This is a genomic window from Kitasatospora sp. NPDC087315, from assembly GCF_044744345.1.
Classification (GTDB): domain Bacteria; phylum Actinomycetota; class Actinomycetes; order Streptomycetales; family Streptomycetaceae; genus Kitasatospora.
In genome coordinates, this window is sequence record NZ_JBIUYD010000005.1 from 74,121 (window position 1) to 94,850 (window position 20,730).

The 20,730-nt window shown below is 75.1% G+C and carries 12 protein-coding genes and 1 pseudogene; 2 read left to right on the forward strand and 11 right to left on the reverse strand.

The genetic code is table 11. From position 1 onward, the window contains the following. Positions 1-25: 25 nt before the first annotated feature. The 7 genes from ACIO5D_RS09095 to ACIO5D_RS09125 form a co-directional block, all read right to left on the reverse strand. On the reverse strand, positions 26-496 hold the full coding sequence (locus tag ACIO5D_RS09095; RefSeq protein ID WP_363604520.1) for a MarR family transcriptional regulator: 471 nt from the start codon (positions 494-496) through the stop codon (positions 26-28). 114 nt (positions 497-610) lie between these two features. Then, positions 611-2,602 carry a hypothetical protein gene (locus ACIO5D_RS09100; protein ID WP_400794458.1) on the reverse strand — a complete coding sequence of 664 codons (1,992 nt, stop codon included), beginning with the start codon at positions 2,600-2,602 and terminating at the stop codon, positions 611-613. Next, positions 2,599-6,489 carry a DUF5682 family protein gene (locus ACIO5D_RS09105; RefSeq protein ID WP_400794460.1) on the reverse strand — a complete coding sequence of 1,297 codons (3,891 nt, stop codon included), beginning with the start codon at positions 6,487-6,489 and terminating at the stop codon, positions 2,599-2,601. Before ACIO5D_RS09105 ends, ACIO5D_RS09100 begins: the two co-directional genes overlap by 4 nt. Before the next feature lie 4 nt (positions 6,490-6,493). Further along, positions 6,494-7,672, reverse strand: a complete 1,179-nt coding sequence (locus ACIO5D_RS09110) for an AAA family ATPase (RefSeq protein ID WP_363604515.1) — start codon at positions 7,670-7,672, stop codon at positions 6,494-6,496. After that, positions 7,669-12,759, reverse strand: coding sequence for a hypothetical protein (locus ACIO5D_RS09115; protein WP_400794462.1), 5,091 nt, complete (start codon positions 12,757-12,759; stop codon positions 7,669-7,671). The genes ACIO5D_RS09110 and ACIO5D_RS09115 overlap by 4 nt, the downstream gene beginning before the upstream one ends. Then, positions 12,756-13,616 carry a DUF4132 domain-containing protein gene (locus ACIO5D_RS09120; protein ID WP_363604512.1) on the reverse strand — a complete coding sequence of 287 codons (861 nt, stop codon included), beginning with the start codon at positions 13,614-13,616 and terminating at the stop codon, positions 12,756-12,758. The genes ACIO5D_RS09115 and ACIO5D_RS09120 overlap by 4 nt, the downstream gene beginning before the upstream one ends. Positions 13,617-13,763: 147 nt before the next feature. Beyond that, positions 13,764-14,705 (reverse strand): helix-turn-helix transcriptional regulator, encoded by a 942-nt coding sequence (locus ACIO5D_RS09125; RefSeq protein ID WP_400794464.1) that lies wholly within the window; start codon positions 14,703-14,705, stop codon positions 13,764-13,766. Positions 14,706-14,911: 206 nt separating this feature from the next. Between ACIO5D_RS09125 and ACIO5D_RS09130 the strand changes: the two genes are divergently transcribed. Next, the gene (locus ACIO5D_RS09130; RefSeq protein ID WP_363604610.1) at positions 14,912-16,360 is read left to right on the forward strand and encodes an MFS transporter; all 1,449 of its coding nucleotides are present in this window, start codon (positions 14,912-14,914) and stop codon (positions 16,358-16,360) included. Positions 16,361-16,408: 48 nt separating this feature from the next. Here the strand turns inward: ACIO5D_RS09130 and ACIO5D_RS09135 are convergent. Further along, positions 16,409-16,606, reverse strand: a pseudogene (locus ACIO5D_RS09135) (recombinase family protein); the annotation flags it as partial. Positions 16,607-16,903: 297 nt separating this feature from the next. Further along, on the reverse strand, positions 16,904-18,190 hold the full coding sequence (locus tag ACIO5D_RS09140) for a hypothetical protein (protein WP_400794466.1): 1,287 nt from the start codon (positions 18,188-18,190) through the stop codon (positions 16,904-16,906). A gap of 123 nt (positions 18,191-18,313) precedes the next feature. On the opposite strand from ACIO5D_RS09140, the gene ACIO5D_RS09145 reads away from it, so the two are divergent. Then, positions 18,314-19,012 (forward strand): hypothetical protein, encoded by a 699-nt coding sequence (locus ACIO5D_RS09145; protein WP_400794468.1) that lies wholly within the window; start codon positions 18,314-18,316, stop codon positions 19,010-19,012. Between the two features lie 125 nt (positions 19,013-19,137). Here the strand turns inward: ACIO5D_RS09145 and ACIO5D_RS09150 are convergent, their stop codons facing one another. Then, on the reverse strand, positions 19,138-20,091 hold the full coding sequence (locus ACIO5D_RS09150) for a hypothetical protein (RefSeq protein ID WP_400794470.1): 954 nt from the start codon (positions 20,089-20,091) through the stop codon (positions 19,138-19,140). Positions 20,092-20,206: 115 nt separating this feature from the next. Next, complete coding sequence (locus tag ACIO5D_RS09155) at positions 20,207-20,656, reverse strand: DUF4158 domain-containing protein (protein ID WP_400794472.1); 450 nt, start codon at positions 20,654-20,656, stop codon at positions 20,207-20,209. Between the last annotated feature and the right edge of the window lie 74 nt (positions 20,657-20,730).

Here is a 20,730-nt window from a genome sequence, read left to right on the forward strand (position 1 = left end):
CCGGCCGGGACAGCCCCCGGGACGATCAGACCGCGGTCGGGGCGGCCCGGGCGGCGGGCTCCAGTTCGCCCAGGGCACGGACCAGCGGGGCCAGCTCCGGGATCTCGGTGGCCTTGGCCAAAGTGGCCTCCAGCGTGGCCTCGTGGACCGGGCGGGCGGCTGCCAGCAGTTGGCGGCCCTGCGGGGTCAGCTCGGTGTAGATGCCGCGCCGGTCGTCCATGCAGAGGTAGCGGCTGAGCAGGCCGCGGTCCTCCAGCCTGGTCACCAGGCGGGTGGTCGCGCTGCTGCTCAGCGCGGCCGCGCGGGCCAGCTGCTGCATCCGCATGTGCCAGCCGTCCTGCCGGGAGAGCGCCTCCAGCACGGTGTACTCGACCACCGAGAGCTGGTGCTCCGCCTGGAGCGCCTTCTCCAGCGCGGCGTCGATCAGACCGTGCAGCGCGGCGAGCGTACGCCAGCCGCAGGCGCGGATCTCGGCGGCATCGTCGTGGATACCCATGGCTCGCCTCTCTGTTCCCGTCTGTTCCCGGTCCAGGTTCCGTCGTCCGGTTCCGTCTCCCGGCCCCGGCCGTCCTACGGCCTCTGAACGCTTCCTGTCCGCCAAGTATGCCATTTAGCGCGGATTACCTGCTTTTGCAAATACTTTTCCCGGCGCCTCGGCCTCGGCCCCCTCGTGCCGGCCCTGGTCCGGGACCCAGGCGCCCGCGCAGAGCGCCGAGGCCAGCTCCTCGCCGTAACAGGCCGCCGCCAGCCAGGCACCGGTGAACGCGTCGTGGTCATCCGCCACGACCCGGCCGAAGACATCCCGGGGCTGGTCCCCCGCCGCCGCGCGCAGCCCGTCCAGCAGGGCCGCCCCCGTGGCCAGGCCCGCCGACCGCAGCTGTGCCTGGTCGGTGCCCGCCGACCCCGCGCCGAACGCCAGCCCGAGCCGCCCGCCGGTGACGGCCTGCTCGACCCGGCGGGTGAGCAGGTGCACGGGGGCGTCCGGGGCCGGGCCCTCCGGGGCGGCGACCGTGGCAGCCGTGGCGGGCGGGGCGGCGGCAGGCGGGGCTGCCGGGGTGAGGTCGGCGGTCTGCATCCGCTCCAGGCCGAGGTTGACCCGGCCCGCCCGGTCGGCGGGCAGGGCCAGCACGGGCGACTGCGGCCCCGGCTCGCCGGGCGGCACGCCGATCGCCAGCAGCCGCAGCTCCGGACGGGCCGCGCGCTCCAGCCGTCCGATCACCCGCAGGCGCAGGCCCGGGGCCGTGGCCAGCAGGGCCAGATTGCCCCGGTAGGCCAGGCCCGGGTGGTCGTGTGCCGCGCGCAGGGCGATCACCAGCCCGTCGCAGTCGGCGAGCAACTGCGCCCCGCCGCCCGGTCCGTACGGGGCGGCGCCCAGCAGCGTCACGTCCAGGAACAGCAGGTCGCTCCCGGCCGGCCGGCTCTCGTACGGCAGCGCCGCCGCCGACAGGGCCCGCTCCACCTGCGCGGCCGGCGGCTCGGCCCAGAGCGCGGCCGACGGCTCCGCCGTCCACGCCGCCCCCGCCGCGCGGACCGCCCGGACGGAGGCGCCCGCGCCCAGCCGTCCGGCGGCCGACCTGGTCGCCCCCTGGACCGCCAGCCCGGAGCGGCTGAACTCCCGGTGGCCGAGCGAGGCGTCCCCCAGCCGCACCGCCCGGTTCCCGGCCCCGACGGCGTGCGGGGCGGCCGTCGTCGCGTCGTCGTGCGGCATGATCTCCGCGAGGGTGCTCAGCCGACCGGTCGCGTCCACCGCCCAACTGAGCACACCCGCGTGGGTGGCCGTCAGCACCGGCTCGACGAACAGCCCGTACAGCCGCAGGCCGCCCACCTCGCCGTACACCTGGCGGGCGGTGCCGCGCAGTTCGTCGACCCGGCCCGCCCCGGCCACCAGGGCGGCGGTGAGCTCCAGCACCTCGCGCAGGCCCGCGACCAGGTCGGCGAGCCGGTGGTCCGGCTCGCCCGAGCGGGCCGCGCGGACCCGCGTCACCACGGCCACCGCGGCGGCGGCCGGCCGGTACAGCCCGGCGATCCGGGCCCGGTGGGCGGCCCGCAGCAGCTCCGCCTGCAGGACGGCGCCCGCCCCGCTCACCCCGGCCGCCAGCACGGCGGCCGCCGCCCGGTGGAGGTGGCGGACGGCGGCCCGCTCGGGCGCGGTGAGGGGGGCCTCCGGGCCCGGGGCGTCTCCGGCGGCTTCCCCGGGCGCGCGCTCCGGCCCCTCGGCCGGGCCCGGACCGGTCTCCCCCGAACCGGTCTCGGCCGAGGGGTCGGTCGAGGGGTCGGCCAGGCGGCAGACCGTGACCGCCGCCGCGCGGTGGACACAGGCGGGTGCCAGCAGACAGCCGCAGCGGACGTCGGCCGCGTCGGCGACCACCCCTCCCGGCGCGTGCAGGACGAGTGACGTCTCCTCGTCCACCGCGATCCGCCACTCGTCACCGGAGTGCTCCACCGGCCGGTCGGCCAGCTTCTCCGCCGCACCGTCCAACCGCTTCTGCAGGCGGGCCGACAGCCCGGCCACCACCTCGGCGACCACCTCCGGCCGCACGGCGGGCCAGGCCTGCCGTTCCGTGACGCCCTGCTGCTCCGTCGTGCTCTGCTGCTCCGTCATCGGACCTTCTCCCCCACCCAGCGGGCCAGTTCCAGCGGGCTGAGCGCCGCCACGGGCATTCCGGCCGCGACGAGTTGGCTCGCGACCGCCTTCGAATAGCGGGCCGTCCCCGTGTCGTCCAGCGCGGCGCAGCCGAGCAGCTGGCAGCCGGAGTCGACGAGGGCCCTGGTCTGGGCGAGCAGCCCGCCGATCGGGCCGCCCTCCTCGAAGTCGCTGATCACCGCGACGAGTGTGCGGGACGGCACCGTCACCAGCTCCCGTGCGTACTTCAGCCCGGTCGCGATGCTGGTCCCCCCGCCGATCCGGACCTCCAGGAGCAGGCTCAGCGGATCCTCGACCCGCTCGGTGAGGTCGACGATCTCGGTGGAGAAGGCCACGAAGTGGGTGCTCAGCGACGGCACCCCGGCCAGGATCGAGGCCGTCAGCGCCGCCCAGACCGTGGACGACTCCATCGACCCGGAGACGTCCACGACCAGGATCAGCCGCCAGTCGGCTGCCTTGCGGGCCCTGGTCCGGAACACCGGCCGCTCGGGGACGATCACCGTGCCGCCGCCCGGTACGCCCGGCCGGGCCGGACGGGCGGTGGCGAGGTTGGCCCGGATCGTCCGGTCCAGGTCCAGGCCGCCGCCCGGCCGGCGGCTCGGGCGCGGCACGCTGATCCCGGTCAGGGCGGGGCGCAGCCTGGTCGCCAGCTCCCGGGTCAGCTCGTCGACCAGGCGCCGCACCAGCGGGCGCAGCCTCGCGATCCGGGCCTCCGGCAGGCCCCCGGCGTGCTCCAGGACGGTGCGGAGCAGGTCGACGGACGGGCGGACGGCGGCCGGGTCGATCGCGTCCAGCGCGTCGGTCCGGCCGTGCGCGACGGCCGCGGCGAGCACCTCCTCGCGGATGCCGGGCCCGAACAGCGTGGCCAGTTCCTCGGACCACTCCCGGACCCCGGGGTACGGGGCCTCGCGGCCGCCCCGGCTGCCACCGGCGCCGCCACGCCCGTCCAGCCCGGGGCCGGAACCCTCGCCCCGGCCGGTGCCGTACAGCTCGTCGAGTGCGGTGGCGAGGCGGGCCGACCGCCCGCCGAGGCCGCCGCTCCCGGGCCGTCCGAGCAGCAGCCGCCAGCGCTCGGCGGGCGCGAGGGCATGGGTGGCGGGGTCGGCGGCGATGTCGTGGCCGGACGCGGCCGGGCCCGAGGTGGCCTGACCCGCCGCCTGGGGCGGTGTGGCAGGTCCGGCCGCCGCCGGGGAGGGCCCGGGGACGGCCGGAGGGAACAGGCCGCGTCGGCCCAGGGCGGTGCGGGCGGCCAGGTCGGCGCGGGCCCAACGGGCCAGCAGCGCGGGCGCGACGGTGTCGGGCAGGGCCTGGAGCCGGGTGCCGAGCCGCTCCTCGACCAGGGTCAGCAGCCGGTCGCGGGCGGCCGGACTGAGGGTGTCGAAGCCGCCCCGCAGGGCGGGCAGCCGGTCCAGGAACCCGCTGTCGGGCAGGCTGGTGACGCGCTCCAGCACCGGTTCCAGCACCTCGGGCGCGGAGGCGAACAGCCCCTCCGCCGCGGTGAGCAGCCCGACCAGCGCCCGCCCGAGCACGTGCCGGGCGGCCGGTTCGGTGGCACCGTCCACCCAGGAGGCGACGCGGTCGCCGAAGGCGGTGGGCCGTTCCTGTCCGAGCAGCACCCGCACCGAACCGGCCGCACCCCGCACCAACGGGCTTCCCCCGACGGCGAGTTCGGCCAGCGCATGACCGAGTCGCAGGCCGCCGGACTGGTCGGCCCGACGGGCCAGCTCCACCAGGGCCCGCGCGTCGGCGGGGTCGTCGGAGCCGCCCAGCCCTTCCAGCTGGCGTACGGCGGCGACGGTCAGCAGCCCGCCGGCGGCGGCCAGCGCGGCGGCGCGGTCACCGGCACCCGCCGAACCGTCGGGCGAAACGGGTGAAGCGGGCGCACCCGGCTCAGGACGAACGCCCGGGGCGGCGAGCGGTCCCGGGTCCGCGCCCGTCCCCGGCGCGCCCTCGGCGGGCCCGGCCGCCTGCGCGTCGCCCGGCGGCGCCGGGGCGGCGAGGCCCGGGATGTGACCGGCGGTGAGGCGGTCGAGGAGGGCGAGGCCGTCGAGGAGTTCGGGCAGCGTCCCGCTCTCCGGGAGGACGGCGGTGAGCTGGGCGAGCCGGGTGTCGGCCAGCGCGGGCAGGCCGCAGGCGGCGGCGTCGGCGAGGCCCTGGACGACCTCGCGGGCCGTCGGGCCGTCCGCCTGCCGCTCACGGCGGAGCCGCTCGCGCAGGGCTCCCTCGGCGGCCTGGGCCGGGGTGACGCCGCGGGTGCCCGCCACCGTCAGCATCGCGGCGACGGCCGGGGTCCACCGGACCTGCCAGCGGGTGCCGAGGGTCTCGGTGCCTCCGGCGCCGGTGCCGGCGACCGGCTCGCCGTACGGGACTCCGCAGGCGGCGAGGCGGTGCAGGAGCAGTTCTCGGCGGCGGTCGAGGGGGGAGCGCAGCGGGTCGAGGCGCAGTTCGCGCGGGGCGGCCTCGCCGGAGTCGGCGGGGCCGGGGAGGCCGAGGTCGGCGAGCAGGACCTCGACTGCGGGGGCGAGGCCGCTGCGCGGGGCGGCGGGCGCGGGCCGCCCGGTGCGGGTGCCGACCAGGACGCGTTCCAGCGCGCGGGCGACGGCCCGGCCGCGGCCGAGGGGTTCGCCCTGGGCGAGCACGGTCTGGACGGCCTCGACGAGTTCGCCGCGGCCGGGGGCGGCGAGCCCGCGCAGCCGGGCGAGGTCCCCGGCGAGCCGGACGATCTCGCGGGCGTCGGCCGGGCCCGACGGGTGGTCCTGGGTGCGCAGGGCGGCGCAGATCCGGACGGCGGTGCCGGTGAGGGCGTCGGCGAGCCGGTCCGCGTCCCCGCCCGCGTCGAGGACGGTGTGCTGCCACTCGGGGTCGCGGATGCCCGCCGGGTAGCCGGAGCGGGCGTCGAGCAGCGGGTAGGTGTAGGGGATCAGCGAGACGACGTGGCCGCCGTCCGGCCCGGGCACCCCGTCGGACGCCTCGCCGGACGCCTCGCCGGCGGTGTCCGCCGACGGATCGAGCAGCGCGGGCGCGTGGAAGGCGCCGACCACGGCGGCCACCCGGCGCCCGTCCGCGGCGGCCGCCCGGATGCGCGCCCGCATCCAGGCCTCGCGCCGCAGGTCGTACCGGTCGACGCCGTCGCCCTGCTCGGCGTCGCGGCGCATCGCCCAGCCGACCAGCAGGGCGGCACGCCGGACGGCCTCCGGGGTGGAGCCGGGGGCCGCGGTCTCGACCAGGCGGTCCCAGAGGTCCTCGTCGTCGTCCCGCCCGGTGAGCCGGTGGCGCAGCGCGTCGGCCACGCCCGGGCCGGTGTCGGCGGCCGGTCCGTCGGGGCTCGGACCGGCGGGACGGCCCACGGACCGGCCCTCGGACCGGTGCGCGAGCGGCAGGTCGCAGGCGATCGCCTCGACACCGTTGCGACGGGCCCAGCGCAGGGCCGCCAGCTCCGGCGAGAAGTCCGCGAACGGGTAGAAGGCGAGCCCGGGGGTACGGTCCGAGGTGCCCTCCCCCGGGCCCGCGCCGTCCTCGGGCCCGCCGGGGGCGGCGGCGAGGGCGACGGGCGCCTGGGTGGACTCGTCGGCCAGCCAGCCGAGCCAGGGCTGGAACTCGGCGGGCAGTTCGACCAGCACCGCCTCGGGCCGGACGGCGTCGAGCAGCGCGGGCACCACCGCACTGAGCGACGGCGCGTGGTGCCGCACGCCGATCAGATAGGGCCCCGGCCCGCCGGTGCCGGAGGCGGCCAGCCGGGCCGCCTCCGCCTCGACGACCTCGCGCGGGTCTCGCGGGTCTCGCGAGTCCTGGGGCTCCGCGCCATCGGGGATGTCGGGGCTGTCGGGGATGTCCGCGCTGCTCATCGCCTCACGCCTCCAGTGCCGAGCGCAGGTCCCAGAGGGTGCGCCAGGTGGCGGCGCCCTGCTCGGCCCTGCGGCGGACCGGGCCGTCCCAGTAGCCGAGCAGGCGGGCCGCGTCGGCCGGGTCGTCCTTGCGGACGACGCCGATCAGCTGGCCGGGCAGCCGGCCGAGCACGTCCCCGGTGTCGGGGAGGTAGGCGGCGCCGACGCCGAGGGCGGTGGCCACCGAGACGGCCTCGGCGGTGCTCATCACGGTGGACGGGCGTTCGACGTCCCAGCCCTCGGTGGAGCGGCCGGTGCGCAGGTCCCGGAAGGCGGTGACGAGTGCCTCCAGGACCGCGTCGTCCACCGCGTAGGCGGCGCCGGCCCGGGCGACGGCGGCGGTGGACTGGCGGCGGACCAGCTCGACCTCGGCCGCGAGGCTGCCGATCGGGCCGACCGTCTCGAAGTTGAACCGGCGCTTGAGGGCGGCGGACATCTCGCTGACGCCCTTGTCGCGCAGGTTGGCGGTGGCGATCAGGGTGAAGCCGGCCGCGGCGTGCAGCTGCCCGTCCGGGGTGCCGGCCAGCTCGGGGACGGCGATCCGGCGCTCGGAGAGCAGGGAGACCAGGGCGTCCTGCACCTCGGGCAGGCAGCGGGTGACCTCCTCGACCCGGGCGACGGCTCCGGTGGTCATCGCGGTGAGCACCGGGGAGGGCACCAGGGCGTCCCGGCTGGGGCCCTTGGCGAGCAGCAGGGCGTAGTTCCAGCCGTACTTGAGCTGGTCCTCGGTGGTACCGGCGGTGCCCTGGACGGTGAGCGCGCTGGTGCCGCAGACCGCGGCGGCGAGCAGCTCGGAGAGCATCGACTTGGCGGTGCCGGGCTCGCCGACGAGCAGCAGGCCGCGCTCGCCGGCGAGGGTGACGACACAGCGCTCGACGAGTGCCCGCTCGCCGACGAACTTCTGCTCGATGGCCAGGCTCTTCCGTCCGGCCTTGAGCTTCTGGCCGTCGCTGCCCATCACGAAGGTGACCACGGCGCGCGGGGTGAGCCGCCAGCCGGGCGGGCGCGGGCCGGCGTCGTGGGCGGCCAGGAACTCCAGTTCGGCCGCGTACTTCTCCTCCGGCGGAACGATCTGCCGGGCGGCGGGGGCGGCCCCGGGGACGGCCGGGGAGCCGGCGACGGGGTCGGTCACGGTGGTACTCATCGGCGGGCGGCCTTCCTGCGCTTGCTGGTCTGGAGCTCTTCGTAGCCGGGGACGTCCCCCGTGCCGATCCGCTGCCAGGCCCGGGCGAACAGCTCGGGAACCGGCAGGTACGGCAGGACGGCGTGGTGGGTGGGCAGTTCGTACAGGCCGGCCTTCCAGGTCTCGGCGGGCAGGCCGGGGGACTTGGCCTCCTGCCAGCCGCCGGGCAGGAACAGGCTGCGGCCGGCCCGGGCCCGCTTGGCCTCCAGCACCAGGCTGGTGGCGGCGAGTTCGGCACGGGCCTTCTTCAGCCGGGCGGGCTTCCAGCCCGTCCAGCGGGCGACGTTGCGGTCGGTCGGGTCGGGCAGGGCGAGCAACTGGAGGTAGAGCACGGCGGCGTCCTCGCCGAGGCCGTGCGCGGCGACCACCTCGGCGACCAGGCCGGGGACGCTGAACTGCGGGTTCTGCGCCCAGCCGGTCTCCGCCGGGGAGGCCTGGGACTCCGGTGACTCCTGGGGCTCCGGGGCCGCCACCAGCCGCTCCAGCTCGCCGCTCAGGACGGCTTCCAGAGCGAGCCGCTGAGCGCTGAACACGTGCGGGTAGGAGAGCCCGTCGAGCAGTTCGAGCAGCGGGTCGTCGGCACCGGTGAGCCCGGCGGGGCGCAGCCAGGCCCGTTCCTTGCCCCCGTAGCCGGGGGCGAGAACCAGGGCCTCGCCGCAGCGGACCAGCCCGTCGGCGTCCGCGCCGCCCTCGGCCGGCAGACCGTACCTGGTGCGCAGCACCGGGGTCAGCCGCTCGCCCTTGACGGTGTACTCGAGCTCGTTGTCCAGCAGCAGGTGCGGGTCGGCGAGGCGCGCGCGCAGGGCCTCGGCGGCCCGGGGCAGCAGCGAGCGCAGCGGGCTGTCGTACGGGAGGTGGTAGGCGAGCCAGCGCAGGGCGGCGACGGCGCCGCGCAGGTCGTGTTTGGTCGGCGCCGCTGCCTGGTCGTCGGCGAGGAGTTGCTGGGTGCCGTCGTCCTTGCCTGCGGCCAGCCGGAATCCGGTGGTGCCGCTGAGCCAGGCCGTCCGGTCGGGGTTGAGCATCGCCTCGATCTGCTGGATACCGACACCGCTGACGGTGGCCTGGGCGTCCTCGGGGAGGGTGACGAGCCGTCCGAACCGCTGCGTCCACTGCTCGGCACCGGCGGTGACATCGGGGCCCTCGGTCCAGAGGGTCTTCGGGTCGGCGGGCAGCAGGGCGGCCCAGACGGCGGCCAGGGCCTCGTGGTCGCGGTCGCGCAGCCAGTCGCGGGCGGCCTTGGCCTCGGTGGACTTGAGTCCGTACTCCTTGAGCCGGTCGGCGGGCAGTGCGTTGCCGTACCACCGGAACAGGGTGTCGGTGGGGCTGAGCAGCAGCGTGGCGCGGGTGCTGCCGATGCCGGTGAGTTCACCGAACGCGGCGGCGGGGGCGGCCTCCCGGGCGAAGCCGCCGTGCAGGGCGAGCAGCGCGGTGAACTCGGCCGTCCAGTCGGCGGTGAGGGTCTCCTCGGTGGTGCGCTCCTCGGCGGTGGTGAAGTGGGCGACCGGGCCGAAGGCGCCGCTCGGGTCGTGGTCGACGGCGAGCCAGTACACCCGGCCGTCGCGGTGGTGGCGGCAGCCGAGGATGATCACGGTGCGGTCGCCGTGCCGCAGCACCTGCCCGGCGCGCCGGTGGTGCTGCTGGTCCCCGTGGGTGAGCTGGTGGGCGTGGTCGTGGAGCGGCTCGGTGAGGGTGATCTCGCGCAGGGTGGCGCCGCGGTCGGCGAGCGGGCCCGCGGTGAGCTCGCCGAGCAGCAGGGCGAGCGTGGACCGCTCCGCCGACCCGGTGAGCGGGGCGGCCGCGGCGAACGCGAGGGTGTCGAGCCGGCCGAGCAGGTGGAGCCAGCCGTGGTGGTCTTCGTCGCCGTGCAGTGTCACCTTCAGCGGGTCGGACCAGCCCTCGGGGCCGGCGGCCGGCGGGTCGGCCAGGACGGCGGTGACGGTGCGCAGGTTGTTGAGGACCCGCCACTGCTCGCCGCCGTCCCAGGAGTGGCCGAGGCCGCCGAGGTGGGGCAGCAGGATGCCGACGGCTTCACGCAGGTCGTGGTCGCTGCCGTGCTCGGGCCGGTAGGCCGTGCCCGGCCGGGCGGTGCCGGCCTTGGGGCGGGCCTCGGCCTCGGGCTGCGGGACGAACCGGGCGGCCTGGTCGAGCAGGTTGGCGGCGAACCGGGCGAGCCCGGCGACGCCGGCCAGCAGCAGCGGGTGGCCGATGCCGGGCAGGGCGTCACCGACGGCCTGAACGGGTACCCGGTTGCGGGCCTTGCCGTTGGCGAGCAGGCGCCGCACGCCCTGGACGGTGAGCCAGCGCTGCTCCTCCTCGGCCACGGGCTCGGTGTCCGTCGGCCAGGCGGCGTCGATCAGCCGGGCGGCCTGTTCGGCGGTGACGGCGCGCAGGACGCGGGAGCCGTCCTCGTCGCGGGGCCGCAGGGCGTGCCAGTGGTCGACCGGGGGGACGAGGGCGGTGCCGGCGGCGTGCAGGTCGCCGGCCCGGCAGGCGCTGACCTCGGCGGTGCGGTCGCTACCGGCGTCCCCTGCCCCGTCCGCGTCGGGCAGGACGAGGGCGAGGATGCCGCCGCGGCTCTCGGTGATCATCGGGTGGGCCGCGCCGGGGAGGCCGAGCCGGCCGACCGGGTAGCGCTGGGCGTGCTTGCCCTGCCCGGTCAGGACGAGGGTCTGCCCGTCGGCGGTGACGGTGGTGACCCGGGCCCCGTCGACGCGGGCCCAGCTGCCGAGCACCGTGCCGTCGGTGCCGAGCGGGGTGGCCTCCAGGCCGGGCTGGAGCGGCAGCAGCCGGGTGAAGCCGGGCTGGAGCCGGCCGGCGGCCGCGGTGGCGGCGATCCGGGGCGGCTCGGCGGCGCGGCCGAGGGTGCCGGTGGCCGGGTCGAACTCGGTGAAGGCGGATCCGTTCCGGCCGGAGCGCAGCGTCCAGTGGCCGGTGCCGTCACCGATCACCCGGTGCTCGGCGGGTACCCGGGTGTCCCCGGCGTGCAGCGGGCGCTCGCCGGACGTCCGGCCGCCGCCGGGCAGCGCGAGCGAGGGGACGCCGGGGGTGTCGCCGCTGCCGTAGTAGCGGACGATGGTCTCGCCGCCGAGCGCGAAGATCTCGGTGGGTCGGCCGGACCAGTAGGCGTGCTGCTTGCCCTCGCGGTACCAGGCGACCAGGAGCTCGCCGTCGGCGTAGCGAAGCCGGGGCTCCTGCCAGCGCTCCAGCTTGTCGGGGATGCGCAGGGTGTGTTCCAGCAGGATGCCCTGCGGGCCGACCACCAGGACCTGGTCCTTGCGGGCCAGGATCAGGGCGGGCCACGCCTCCTCGATGATCAGGCCCTTGCGGAACGTCGTGTCGACGGGTGAGCCGGGCGCCTCGCGCTGCGGGAGGCCGAGCCGGCCGAGCGCCTCCTCCAGGGCGGGCCAGCCGAGTTCGTCGAGGATGCCGGTGCGCAGGGCGCGGGCGAGCAGACCGGTGGCGTCGAGGCCGGCGATCCGTTCGGCGGCGGCCGGGTTCTCCTGGCGGATGGCGGTGCGGCTGAGGATCAGCTGCTGCAGGAGGTCGGCGGCGCCGGCCAGGCCACGGGCGGCGAGGAGTGTGTCGGCGCGCTCGTCGGACCATTCGACGAACAGCTCGCGCAGCACCGGGAGTGCGGGCAGGCCCTTGCGGACGGCGGCGTCCCAGGCCCGGGGGACGGCGGCGCGCAGGGCGGGCCGGAACCGGGGGTCGGCGGCGACGGCGGCGAGGGTGGCGCTGTCGGGGCCGGCGTCGCCGACCCAGTCGGTGAGGTCGAAGGTGTGGTCGTCGGCCGGGTCGGCGACCGGGACTCCCTCGGCGAGCAGCAGGTCGAGCAGGTCGAGCAGGGTGCTGCTGTTCCGGATGCCGGTGAAGAGGTCCACCGGGACGTCGTCGGCGCGCAGTCGCTCGGCCATCCGCCCGGCGAGGGCCACCGTGGCGGCGCTGGAACCGCTGGTGCGCCAGCTGCGGCCGAGGTGGCCGCACCAGCGCTGGAGCCAGGCGGCGGGTGCGGCCTCCTCCGCCCGGGGCCCGGTGAGCAGTTGCTCGGCGCCGCTCTCGGCGAGGACGGCGAGCCAGGCGGCGTCCTGGGTGGTCCGGTCCGAGGAGCCCTCCGGGTCGGGCAGGAGCTCCAGCAGGCGGGCGCGGACGGTCTCGTCGCGCCGGCCGAGCTCGACGACGACGCTGTGCCAGGACTTCCAGAACGCGCCCGGCGCCCGGTTGACGGCGGGTGAGGCGAGCAGCTCGGCGAGCAGCGCCTGCTCGTGCTCGGCGCGGTCGAGCCCGGCCGCGCGGATCAGGGCGCGGGCGTCCTCGGCCACCCCGGCATAGGGTGCCATGCCGGCCGCCGAGCGCTCGGCGCAGAGCTGGCGGAAGCGCTGCCAGGCGGTCAGCGGGTCGAGCCGGACGCTCAGCTCCTTGACGTACTGGCGCAGCGCCTTGACGGTGAGCGCGCCGGCCAGCGCGAACTCCAGGAAGACGGCGCGCAGCCGCTCCTCGTCGATCGCCAGGCCGTGGGTGCGCTCGGCCTCGCGGGCCTTGCCGAAGAAGGTGCCGGCGTAGGTCTGGTTGCCCTGTGCGAGGAAGATCCGGCCGACCTCCTCGCAGTAGGTGGGCAGGAAGTGCGGCACGGTGCGGCCGAGGCGCACGGCGAGCGCCTCGAAGCCGTCCTTGGCGTTGCCCGGCTTGGACTTGGCCTGCCGGGCGAGCCGCTCCATCTCCTTGACCAGGGCGAGTGCGTGGTGGCCGTTGGCCGGGTCGTGGACCAGTGCCCAGGCGGGGAAGCCGAGTGCCTCCTGGCGGACCTGGCCGACCTCGGCGGGCTCCCCGGTGGGCTTGAGCCCGAGGAAGTCCACCGCGAGGTCCTCGGCCGGGCCGAGCGCGCCGGGCACCAGCCGGACGATCCGGCGCTCGCCGAGCACCGGGTGGGTGTAGGCGCGGGCGGTGAGCACGTCCGCGACGCTGTCGGGCTGCCCGGCGCCGGGCAGGGTGCCGGCCGGGAGCACCGCTCCGGCGTCCAGCAGCTTCTCGTTCGGTCCGGTGGTGCTCATGCGGCTTCCTCCCCTTCGACCGTGCGGCCGGCGTGCAGTGCGGCGGCCATCCGCATTCCCTCGGACCAGGCGACCGGTCCGACCTCCGCGAGCGCCAGCACCTTGCCGTCCGGGCCCGTCCAGCTGAGTGCTCCGGTCTCGCACTCGTCGTACTCGTAGTAGTCGCCGACCCAGACCCGGGCCTCCAGGGCGACGCCCGCCTCGACGACGGGCAGCACGGCGTGGCCGCCGCGCACCCGGTAGCCGAGCCGGGTGCAGCGGCCGAGCAGCTCGCGCAGCTCCTTGTAGCGGCCGCCGGCGTAGTCGGTGACCTCGGTGGCCCCGGTGCCGGGCGCGGCCGGGCGGTGCCAGACCTCCCGGTAGAGCTGCTGGACCTGCTGGGAGACGCCGAGTTCGACGGCGAACTCGCGCAGCTCGGCCAGGTCCTCCAGGAGGACGGGGTGGGGTATCCGGATCTCGCCGTCGGTGAGGCGCACGGTGTCCCCGTCCAGGTCGACCAGGCCGAGGCCGCGCTCGGCGTCGGCGCCGCGCAGGAAGCCGGCGACCGCGCCGTCCGGGCCGGTGACCACCAGGTCGCGCAGCACGTCCTGCCAGGCCTCGTCGGCCCAGACGGCCGTGATCACGGCGGCGGGGACGGGCAGCGAGCGCACCATCCAGCGCTCGACGTCCTCCAGACAGCGCCGCCGGTGCGCGGCCAGCCACTCGGTGAGCTGCTTGAGGCCGGTCACCACCGGGTCGTCACCGAGCTTCGACGGGACCGACTTCAACTGGCGGCCGGCCGCGTTGCGGCACACCACCCTGCCCTCCGCGTCGAGCGCGACTTGATAGCCGCCCGATCCCGCTTCCACCCATGCCACGTCCGCTCTCCTCCCAGCTGGTCAGTGATGGGAGGAACGTAACGGGACACACTGACAACACGTCTGCCGGGGGCCCGCCCTGGTCGGCGGCCCGACCCAAACCACTCGAACGGGTGATCTATTGGGTGGTCCCGACCGTGCCAGGCCTTAAGCGCGCCGGTCGGGCACCGAAGGGCGCGCCGTAGCCGCCCCGGCCCCCGCGCCCGCCCCGGCCGCCCCGCCCGCCCCGCCCGCCCCGCCCGCCAGCGAGGCCAGCAGCCGCAGCGCCGCCTCCGACGGGGAACCGGGCTCCGCCGTGTAGACCATCACCCGCTGCTGCGGGGCGTTCGGCAGCTGCAACGGCTGCTGCGAGAGCGTCATCCGGCCCACCAGCGGATGGTGGTACTCGCGCTCCAGATACGGGCACTCACGCACCTGATGGGCCGCCCACAGAATGGAGAACTCCGGGCTGCGGACGGCGAGTTCACCCAGCAGCGAGGTCAGTTTGGGGTCGTCGGGGTAGCGCGCGGCGGCGACCCGCAGATGCGCCACCGCCTCCCGGGTCTTGTCCGCCCAGTCCACGAACAGCTCCCGCGTGTGCGGGTCGAGGAACACCATCGCGGCGAGGTTCGGCCGGTCGGCGGGCCGGTCCGGGGCGGCCTGGTCCAGATGCCCGGCGAACAGCGCGTGCCCGAGCCGGTTCCACGCGAGCACATCGGTGCGCCGCCCCAGGACGAGCGCCGGCACGTCCGGTATCGCGTCCAGCAACTGCCGCAGGCCCGGGCCCAGCCGCTCCGGCGCGGAACGGCGGCGCGCCGCCCCGGACGGCCGCGCCAGCACGTGCAGGTGCGCGCGTTCGGCCTCGTCCAGCCGCAGCGCGTCGGCGAGCGCCTCCAGGACGGCCTCGGAGGCGCTCCGGCTCTGCCCCTGCTCCAGCCGCGTGTAGTACTGGATGCTCACCCCCGCGAGCTGCGCCAGCTCCTCCCGGCGCAGCCCCGGCACCCGCCGCCGCGTGCCGTAGGCGACCAGCCCCGCGTCCTGCGGTTGCAGCCGGGCGCGCCGGGAGCGGAGGAATTCACCGAGTTCGGTCTGGGCGGTCTGGGAATCCATGGTGTCCAGTGTCCTCGACCGGCTGGTTCTTAGCCTGTCCCGGCCAGTAGTACCAAATATCGAGGTCTGGGTAACCCGGTCGCGGTCTTCGAGACTGCTCCGTGCGGTGGTCCGGCCCGGGCCGCCGCGGCGACGAACGCGATACCGGCGACGACGCCATCGACACCCCCCGCGACGACTGCGACGACTGCGACGAAAGGCAGCCCGTGCCCGCCCCCTCCAAGACCGCCGCCCCCTCCTCGACCCCGGCGGAGCCGTCCGCACCGGACCGGCTGCCCACCCGCCGGCGCCTGATCCTGGCGCTGCTGCTGGGCGCCCAGTTCATGCTCGCCGTGGACTTCTCCATCCTGAACGTCGCCCTGCCCGACATCGGCCGGGGGGTCGGCCTCTCGCTCGGCGCCCTCCAGTGGGTCGCCACCGCCTTCGCCCTCCCGGCCGCCGGGTTCACCCTGCTGTTCGGCCGCGTCGCCGACCTGCTCGGCCGCCGCCGGCTCTTCGTCACCGGCCTCGCCCTGCTGGCGGCCGGCTCGCTGGTGGGCGGTCTGGCCGGGAACTCCGCCGTGCTGCTCACCGGCCGGGTGCTCCAGGGCCTGGCCACCGCCATCGCGACCCCCGCCGCCCTCTCGCTGCTGACCACGTCCTTCCCCGAGGGCCCGCTGCGGCGGCGCGCGCTGGGCCTCAACGGCGCGCTGATGTCCGCCGGGTTCGCGGTGGGCGCCCTGTTCGGCGGCGTGCTGACGGACCTGCTCTCCTGGCGCTGGGCCTTCCTGGTGAACGCCCCGGTCGCGGTGGTGCTGCTGGTCGCGGCCCCGGCGCTGATCCCCGCCGACCGCGACCGCGCCACCGGCCGGCTGGACATCCCCGGCGCCGTCACCGTCACCGGCGGGCTGCTCTTCCTCGTCTACGGCATCACCCGGGCCGGGCACGCGGGCTGGGGCGACAGCGCCGCCCTCACCGGCCTGGCCGTGGGCGCCGTCCTGCTGGTCGTCTTCACGCTCGTCGAGAACCGCGCCGCCGAGCCGCTCGCCTCGCTGCGGGTGCTCACCAAGCGCACGGTCGGCTGGGGCAACCTGGGCGGGCTGGTGGTGTTCGCCATGGAGACGGCGATCGTCTTCCTGCTGACCATCTATCTGCAGACCGTCCTGGGCTACTCCGCGCTCGTCACCGGCCTGGTCTTCGGCGTCCCGGGCGTCACCGCCGCGCTCGCCGGCGTGCTCGGCCCGCGTCTGCTCGGCCGGGTCGGCGCCCGCAACAGCCTGGTCGCCGGGCTGGTCGTCCAAGGCGCGTCCAACGCCGTCCTGCTCCTGCTCGGCACCGACCGCACGGGCATCGTCCTGGTCATCGCCAGCAGCGCGATCGGCTTCTTCGGGCACGTCTACGGCATCGTCGCCTACACCGTCACGGCCACCTCGGGGCTGCCGGACCACGAGCAGGGCCTGGCCACCGGTCTGACCACGATGACCCAGCAGGTCGCCTTCGCCCTCGGCATCCCGGTGATCAGCGCCGTCGCCGTCGCCCGCACCGGAAGCTCCCAGGACCCGGTGGCCGTCCTCGACGGACTCCACCTGGCGATCGGGGTGGACGTCGCGGTGACGGTCGTGGCGGCGGTCCTCATCGCGGTCTTCCTGCGCCCGCGCGCCGCCCGCCCGGCCTGACCGGTCCCGGGCCCGGCCGACCTTGCCGTGGGCGCGGGCGGCGAAGGCGTGGAACACCAGCCGGCCGCCGGGGGTGGTGGTGTCGAGCCGCTCGTGCAGCGAGGTGAAGCCGATCTCCCGCTTGCGCAGTTCGCCGACCATGGTGATCAGGTCCTGCAGGGAGCGGCCGTAGCGGTCGAGGGCGGGCACCACCAGGGTGTCGCCCGGGGCGAGGAGGGCGTGGCACGCCTTCAGCTCGGGCCGCAGGTCGTTCTCTTCCCCGACTTCTTGTCGGCGAAGATCCGGCGGCGGTCGGCCACGTTGAGGGCGTCGAGCCGGCGGTCGAGCTTCTGTCCGCCGGTGGACACCCATGCGTATCCGATGCGGATCTCGGTGCGGACGGCGGGCCAGCGACCAGGAGTTCGAACCGGGCATCCTCAAGTGGCGTGCCCACGCCCGGAATCCTGTCAGAAAACAGTGGTCGGGGGTTGTTGAACCACCCGGGTTTTTGAAGGCCCTGGGGTCCTCTCGGGGGCCTGCCGGCAGTCTTCAACAAACGCTGGCTTATTGAAGACTGCCGCCGAAGGCCACCAGCGCCGCGCGTGCCGCAGGGTAGACGTCCGCTGGGAAGCACCGGTCGGACGACAGCGTCGCTTCGAGCAGAGGCGCCGCGGCGAAGGCCGGGGCACCGATCTGGGCGATGTACCGGACCGCCGCGCGGCAGGGCTCGTCGGCATCACCCGACTTCAGAGGTTCCAGGGCCGCCAGCAGTACCGGGACAGCGGCGTCCGTGTCGCCGGCGATCCGCCACCAGGCGTAGGCGGCCTGGACACGGGTCCACGGGCCGGGTGACTCCAGCAATGGCCGGACCGCGGTCGCGCATCGCGTCGCCTGCGGCCCCAACTCCGCCAACCGGCCGAGGTCGGCGTACCCCAAGCCCCGGGATGCCGCGTCCTCCAGGAAAGCCAGGAAGACCTTTGATTCACCGGTGATCCGCCAATGGGCCCACGCCGCGTTCTGGGCGCCGTGCCATCTCCGTATGCCGTTCGGCACCAGGGTGCTGCCGTCGTGGCGCGGTGGCTGCCTGACGCCGCGGACGAAGCTGTCGAGGGTGTTCGCCGCGGGCGCCGCCGCCGCGCCGATACTGCCGAGCACGTCGCAGACCCATCGCACGTTGCGGGTGGCGAGTGCCGGCACCAGCTCTGGAACCGCCGCGCTCGCGGCGGGGCCCCACGCGGCCAGTGCTGTGAGGACCGGACGCAGTCCCCCGCTGTCGGCCGAGCCGACGAGCATGCGACGGATCCCGGGGAGCAACTCGTCGGCACATCTCACCAGCGGCCGCAGAACCTGCCCGAGTGAAGTCACCTGGAAGAACGGGAGTCGGCTGCTCGACGCCAACCACCGGTGTACCGGGTCCAGGACTCCCGGATGATCGAGACGGGCAAGAGCCAGCGCCGCCGGCCCGGCAACCCGGTCGTAGGAATCGTTGGCGGCCAGGATCAGTGCGGGAACGGCCGACGTGATGTCTTGCGTGGAGTCCGCCGAAACGAGCCGCGCCAGCACCATCGCCGCGTCGCCTCTGGCATGGGAATGACGGGACTCCAGGCATCGCACCAGGCCGGCCACCAACTCCGGCCGGGGCGTACGCCATCGCCGCAGAATGTCCGAGGCGACTGAGACCGCGCCCTCGACCAGCGCGGAACGCTCGGAGTCGAACCCGCTCATGGCAAGCGCGATTCCACGGTCCACGTGCTCGTACACGTCCAGCCGCAGATCGTTCGGATCCACACCCGCGTCTGCGAGCAACTTGCGCGCCCAGAAGCCGTGCACCGTCCCAGTCCCAAGCGTCATGGCTCGCAGGCTACAACTGCCGGACTTTTCCTGAGCACCACGGGTTGCATCTGCCCAGTGCAGGGGCCACGCCATCGGCAAGGACCAAATAAAACGGGACAGCCCACCCGCTACCTTCCTCACATGGAACGGGCCATCATCCTGAGCAGTCTCGCCGCGAGCGGAAGTGGCACCGCCCCGCAGCGACTCACCGAACTTGCCACCGAACTCGACATACCGGCCGCCGACCTCTTCGTTGTCGCAGGCCACCCGATACCGACGGAACTCCTTCCCCCGGAGCGCGACGCCAGGGTCATGAGGCAGTTCGCATACCGCATCAGTTACTGCGACCACTCGCAGCTCGCCGCGCTGGAGGTCTTCGTCCGCTCGCTGGCCCACGCCGCCGCTCCAGAACCCTTCGTCCAGCCGTCGTGGCCGGGCCGCCGTCCCGCCGAGACCAGGTTTGCCGCCGTGCTCGGCGCGCTGATCCGCAATCGCGGCTTCGGCATCCGCGAACTGCCGTTCATGGGACTGTCCGTCAGCACGCTGCACGGGATGGTGTGGCGCTGGGACCCGAGTCCGCACCGGCGGCAGCAGCTGTCTGCCGTAGCAGGTCCGCTGGGCTGGACCCTGCCCGATCTCTTCGCGGTCGCCGATGAGCCGCACCCGGAGGAACTCCGCCCGATGCTGCACTGCCACCATCTCGGGCGGATCTTCGCGGCAGCAGTCCCCTTGACCACCGCTCAGCTGATCGAGACTGCGGAGGAAGCGGATCGACTGAGCGTGCGTGAGCAAGGGCCCGGTCGGGCGCCTTCGCACGTCCTCCGTGCCAGGCAGCGGTAGCCACTGGCGATCGGCATCCGCCGGGCTCGCGCCGATCGCTCAGCGCGAGCCCCATTCCGACTCGGCCGCGCACAGGCGACACCTGAACATACGAGCTCACCAGTCCCGAAGCCGAAGTACGGAACTCACGCCTCGGGTTCCATCGCCCGCAGCCGGACCTCGGCGTCGGCGATGACCCGCCCCGATGCCTCGGTCATCCATCCATCTGCGTCGATGATCGGGCAATCCATGACCATGACGGCGAGGCCGTCGAGCTCCACCATCGCCGCCACCTCTGCGCGCTGCCAGGAGTCGTATCGGGCAAAGTCGTCGCACGTTTCGACCAGCGTGGTGAATGACGGGAGCTGTCTCACCAGCTTGGACCGGAGGTCCTGCAGGACGCGCTGCATGTCCTTGCTGCGCTCGTACAGCGCGGGCGCCGCGTCCTGCTTCTCGCGCATCTTCCTCTCGCGTCGCTCCAGGTCCCGTGCCTTCTCCTGCCGACCGTCGCCGAGCATGTGGATTTGGCACTTCACGATGGCTTTCTGCGTGAGGTCGGCCGAAGTCTTGCCGAGTTCGGACAGCACCTTCTCTCCGGCCGCCACCCCGCCGCCGCCCGTGACGATAGAGCCGCGGCCGAACCGTGCGAGCGTGGCGCTGCGGGCCGCCGCCCCGTACAGCGTCTTTATCGCCCTGCCGTTGGAGTCGGAGCCGAAGTTCCGCACCACGCGATAGGCGCCTGCCGGGACCATGTGACCAACGGCAAGCGGGACGGCTACCAGGAGCACGCCGCCTGCCAACGCTTTGACAGCGGTCGGCACGGCAATCTTGCGCGGCCGCCAACCGTTGATGCTCACCTCGCCGCCGACGGTTGGCCTCTCGATCGCGGCCAGCTCGATCGGATCGATGTGCTTGAGACGCTGAAAAACATCGCGGAAGGGAACGAGGGCCTCGTCGTAGAGCGCCTGCCGTGCCTTCTGCAGGGCGGCGTTCTCGTCGGCGGCCCGCTGATCGAGCTCCTCCTGGCGGTCAAGCAGACGCTTGTCCCTCCGTCGGTTCGTCTTCGCGAGCCTGATGGTGTCGACTATGTCGATGGCCACGTTGCCCCCTCTGATACTCGGTTCGGAGATCTTAGTGCCGCACCAGGCCGTGTCGCCGCGTTGTGACGTGCCCTGGCTGCACGCGTGCGGGCCGGCCCTTCAGGCCGCGCCGACGTCAGTCGGCACGGGGGCGGGACGGGGTTCGGGAAGGGAGGTCCTGCGGGGCTGTCCGGTGTGGTCCCGGCCGGTTTGTCCGCATCGTCTCCTCGGCCGGCGCCCGGGCGCCCTGACCGTCGTAGCGCCTCCCGCACCGCTGGCGGACCATGCTCCGCCGGCCCTTGGCCGTCCGCTCCGAGCCGTACACCGGCAGGGCGTGCTCCGGGAGCTCCGCTGCCCGGCGCACGAACTCCGTCATCTGGTCCGGCACGTCGTGCGCCTCGGGGAAGCAGCCCATGCGCTGGTACGACTTCAGCGCCAGTAGCAGCGCGAGCTGGTGCTCGTCGGAGTCCGTGGCCTCCTGCGCCCAGGCCCGCTCCTCCTCGGACGGCGTGAAGAACACATGCAGCTCACGCGCGGTGATCAGCCGCTTGAACCGCGGATACGCGGTCCGCTCGATCGAAGTCATCCCCACCCCACCCGATGCCCGGCCCTACCGGACGCGCCACACGCACCCGCACGGGATCATCACGGCGTCACCAC

Bases quoted from the DNA above. Each gene is read 5' to 3' on its own strand.
- ACIO5D_RS09095 (WP_363604520.1), bottom strand. From the start codon at position 496: ATGGGTATCCACGACGATGCCGCCGAGATCCGCGCCTGCGGCTGGCGT.
- ACIO5D_RS09100 (WP_400794458.1), bottom strand. From the start codon at position 2,602: ATGACGGAGCAGCAGAGCACGACGGAGCAGCAGGGCGTCACGGAACGG.
- ACIO5D_RS09105 (WP_400794460.1), bottom strand. From the start codon at position 6,489: ATGAGCAGCGCGGACATCCCCGACAGCCCCGACATCCCCGATGGCGCG.
- ACIO5D_RS09110 (WP_363604515.1), bottom strand. From the start codon at position 7,672: ATGAGTACCACCGTGACCGACCCCGTCGCCGGCTCCCCGGCCGTCCCC.
- ACIO5D_RS09115 (WP_400794462.1), bottom strand. From the start codon at position 12,759: ATGAGCACCACCGGACCGAACGAGAAGCTGCTGGACGCCGGAGCGGTG.
- ACIO5D_RS09125 (WP_400794464.1), bottom strand. From the start codon at position 14,705: ATGGATTCCCAGACCGCCCAGACCGAACTCGGTGAATTCCTCCGCTCC.
- ACIO5D_RS09140 (WP_400794466.1), bottom strand. From the start codon at position 18,190: ATGACGCTTGGGACTGGGACGGTGCACGGCTTCTGGGCGCGCAAGTTG.
- ACIO5D_RS09145 (WP_400794468.1), top strand. From the start codon at position 18,314: ATGGAACGGGCCATCATCCTGAGCAGTCTCGCCGCGAGCGGAAGTGGC.
- ACIO5D_RS09155 (WP_400794472.1), bottom strand. From the start codon at position 20,656: ATGACTTCGATCGAGCGGACCGCGTATCCGCGGTTCAAGCGGCTGATC.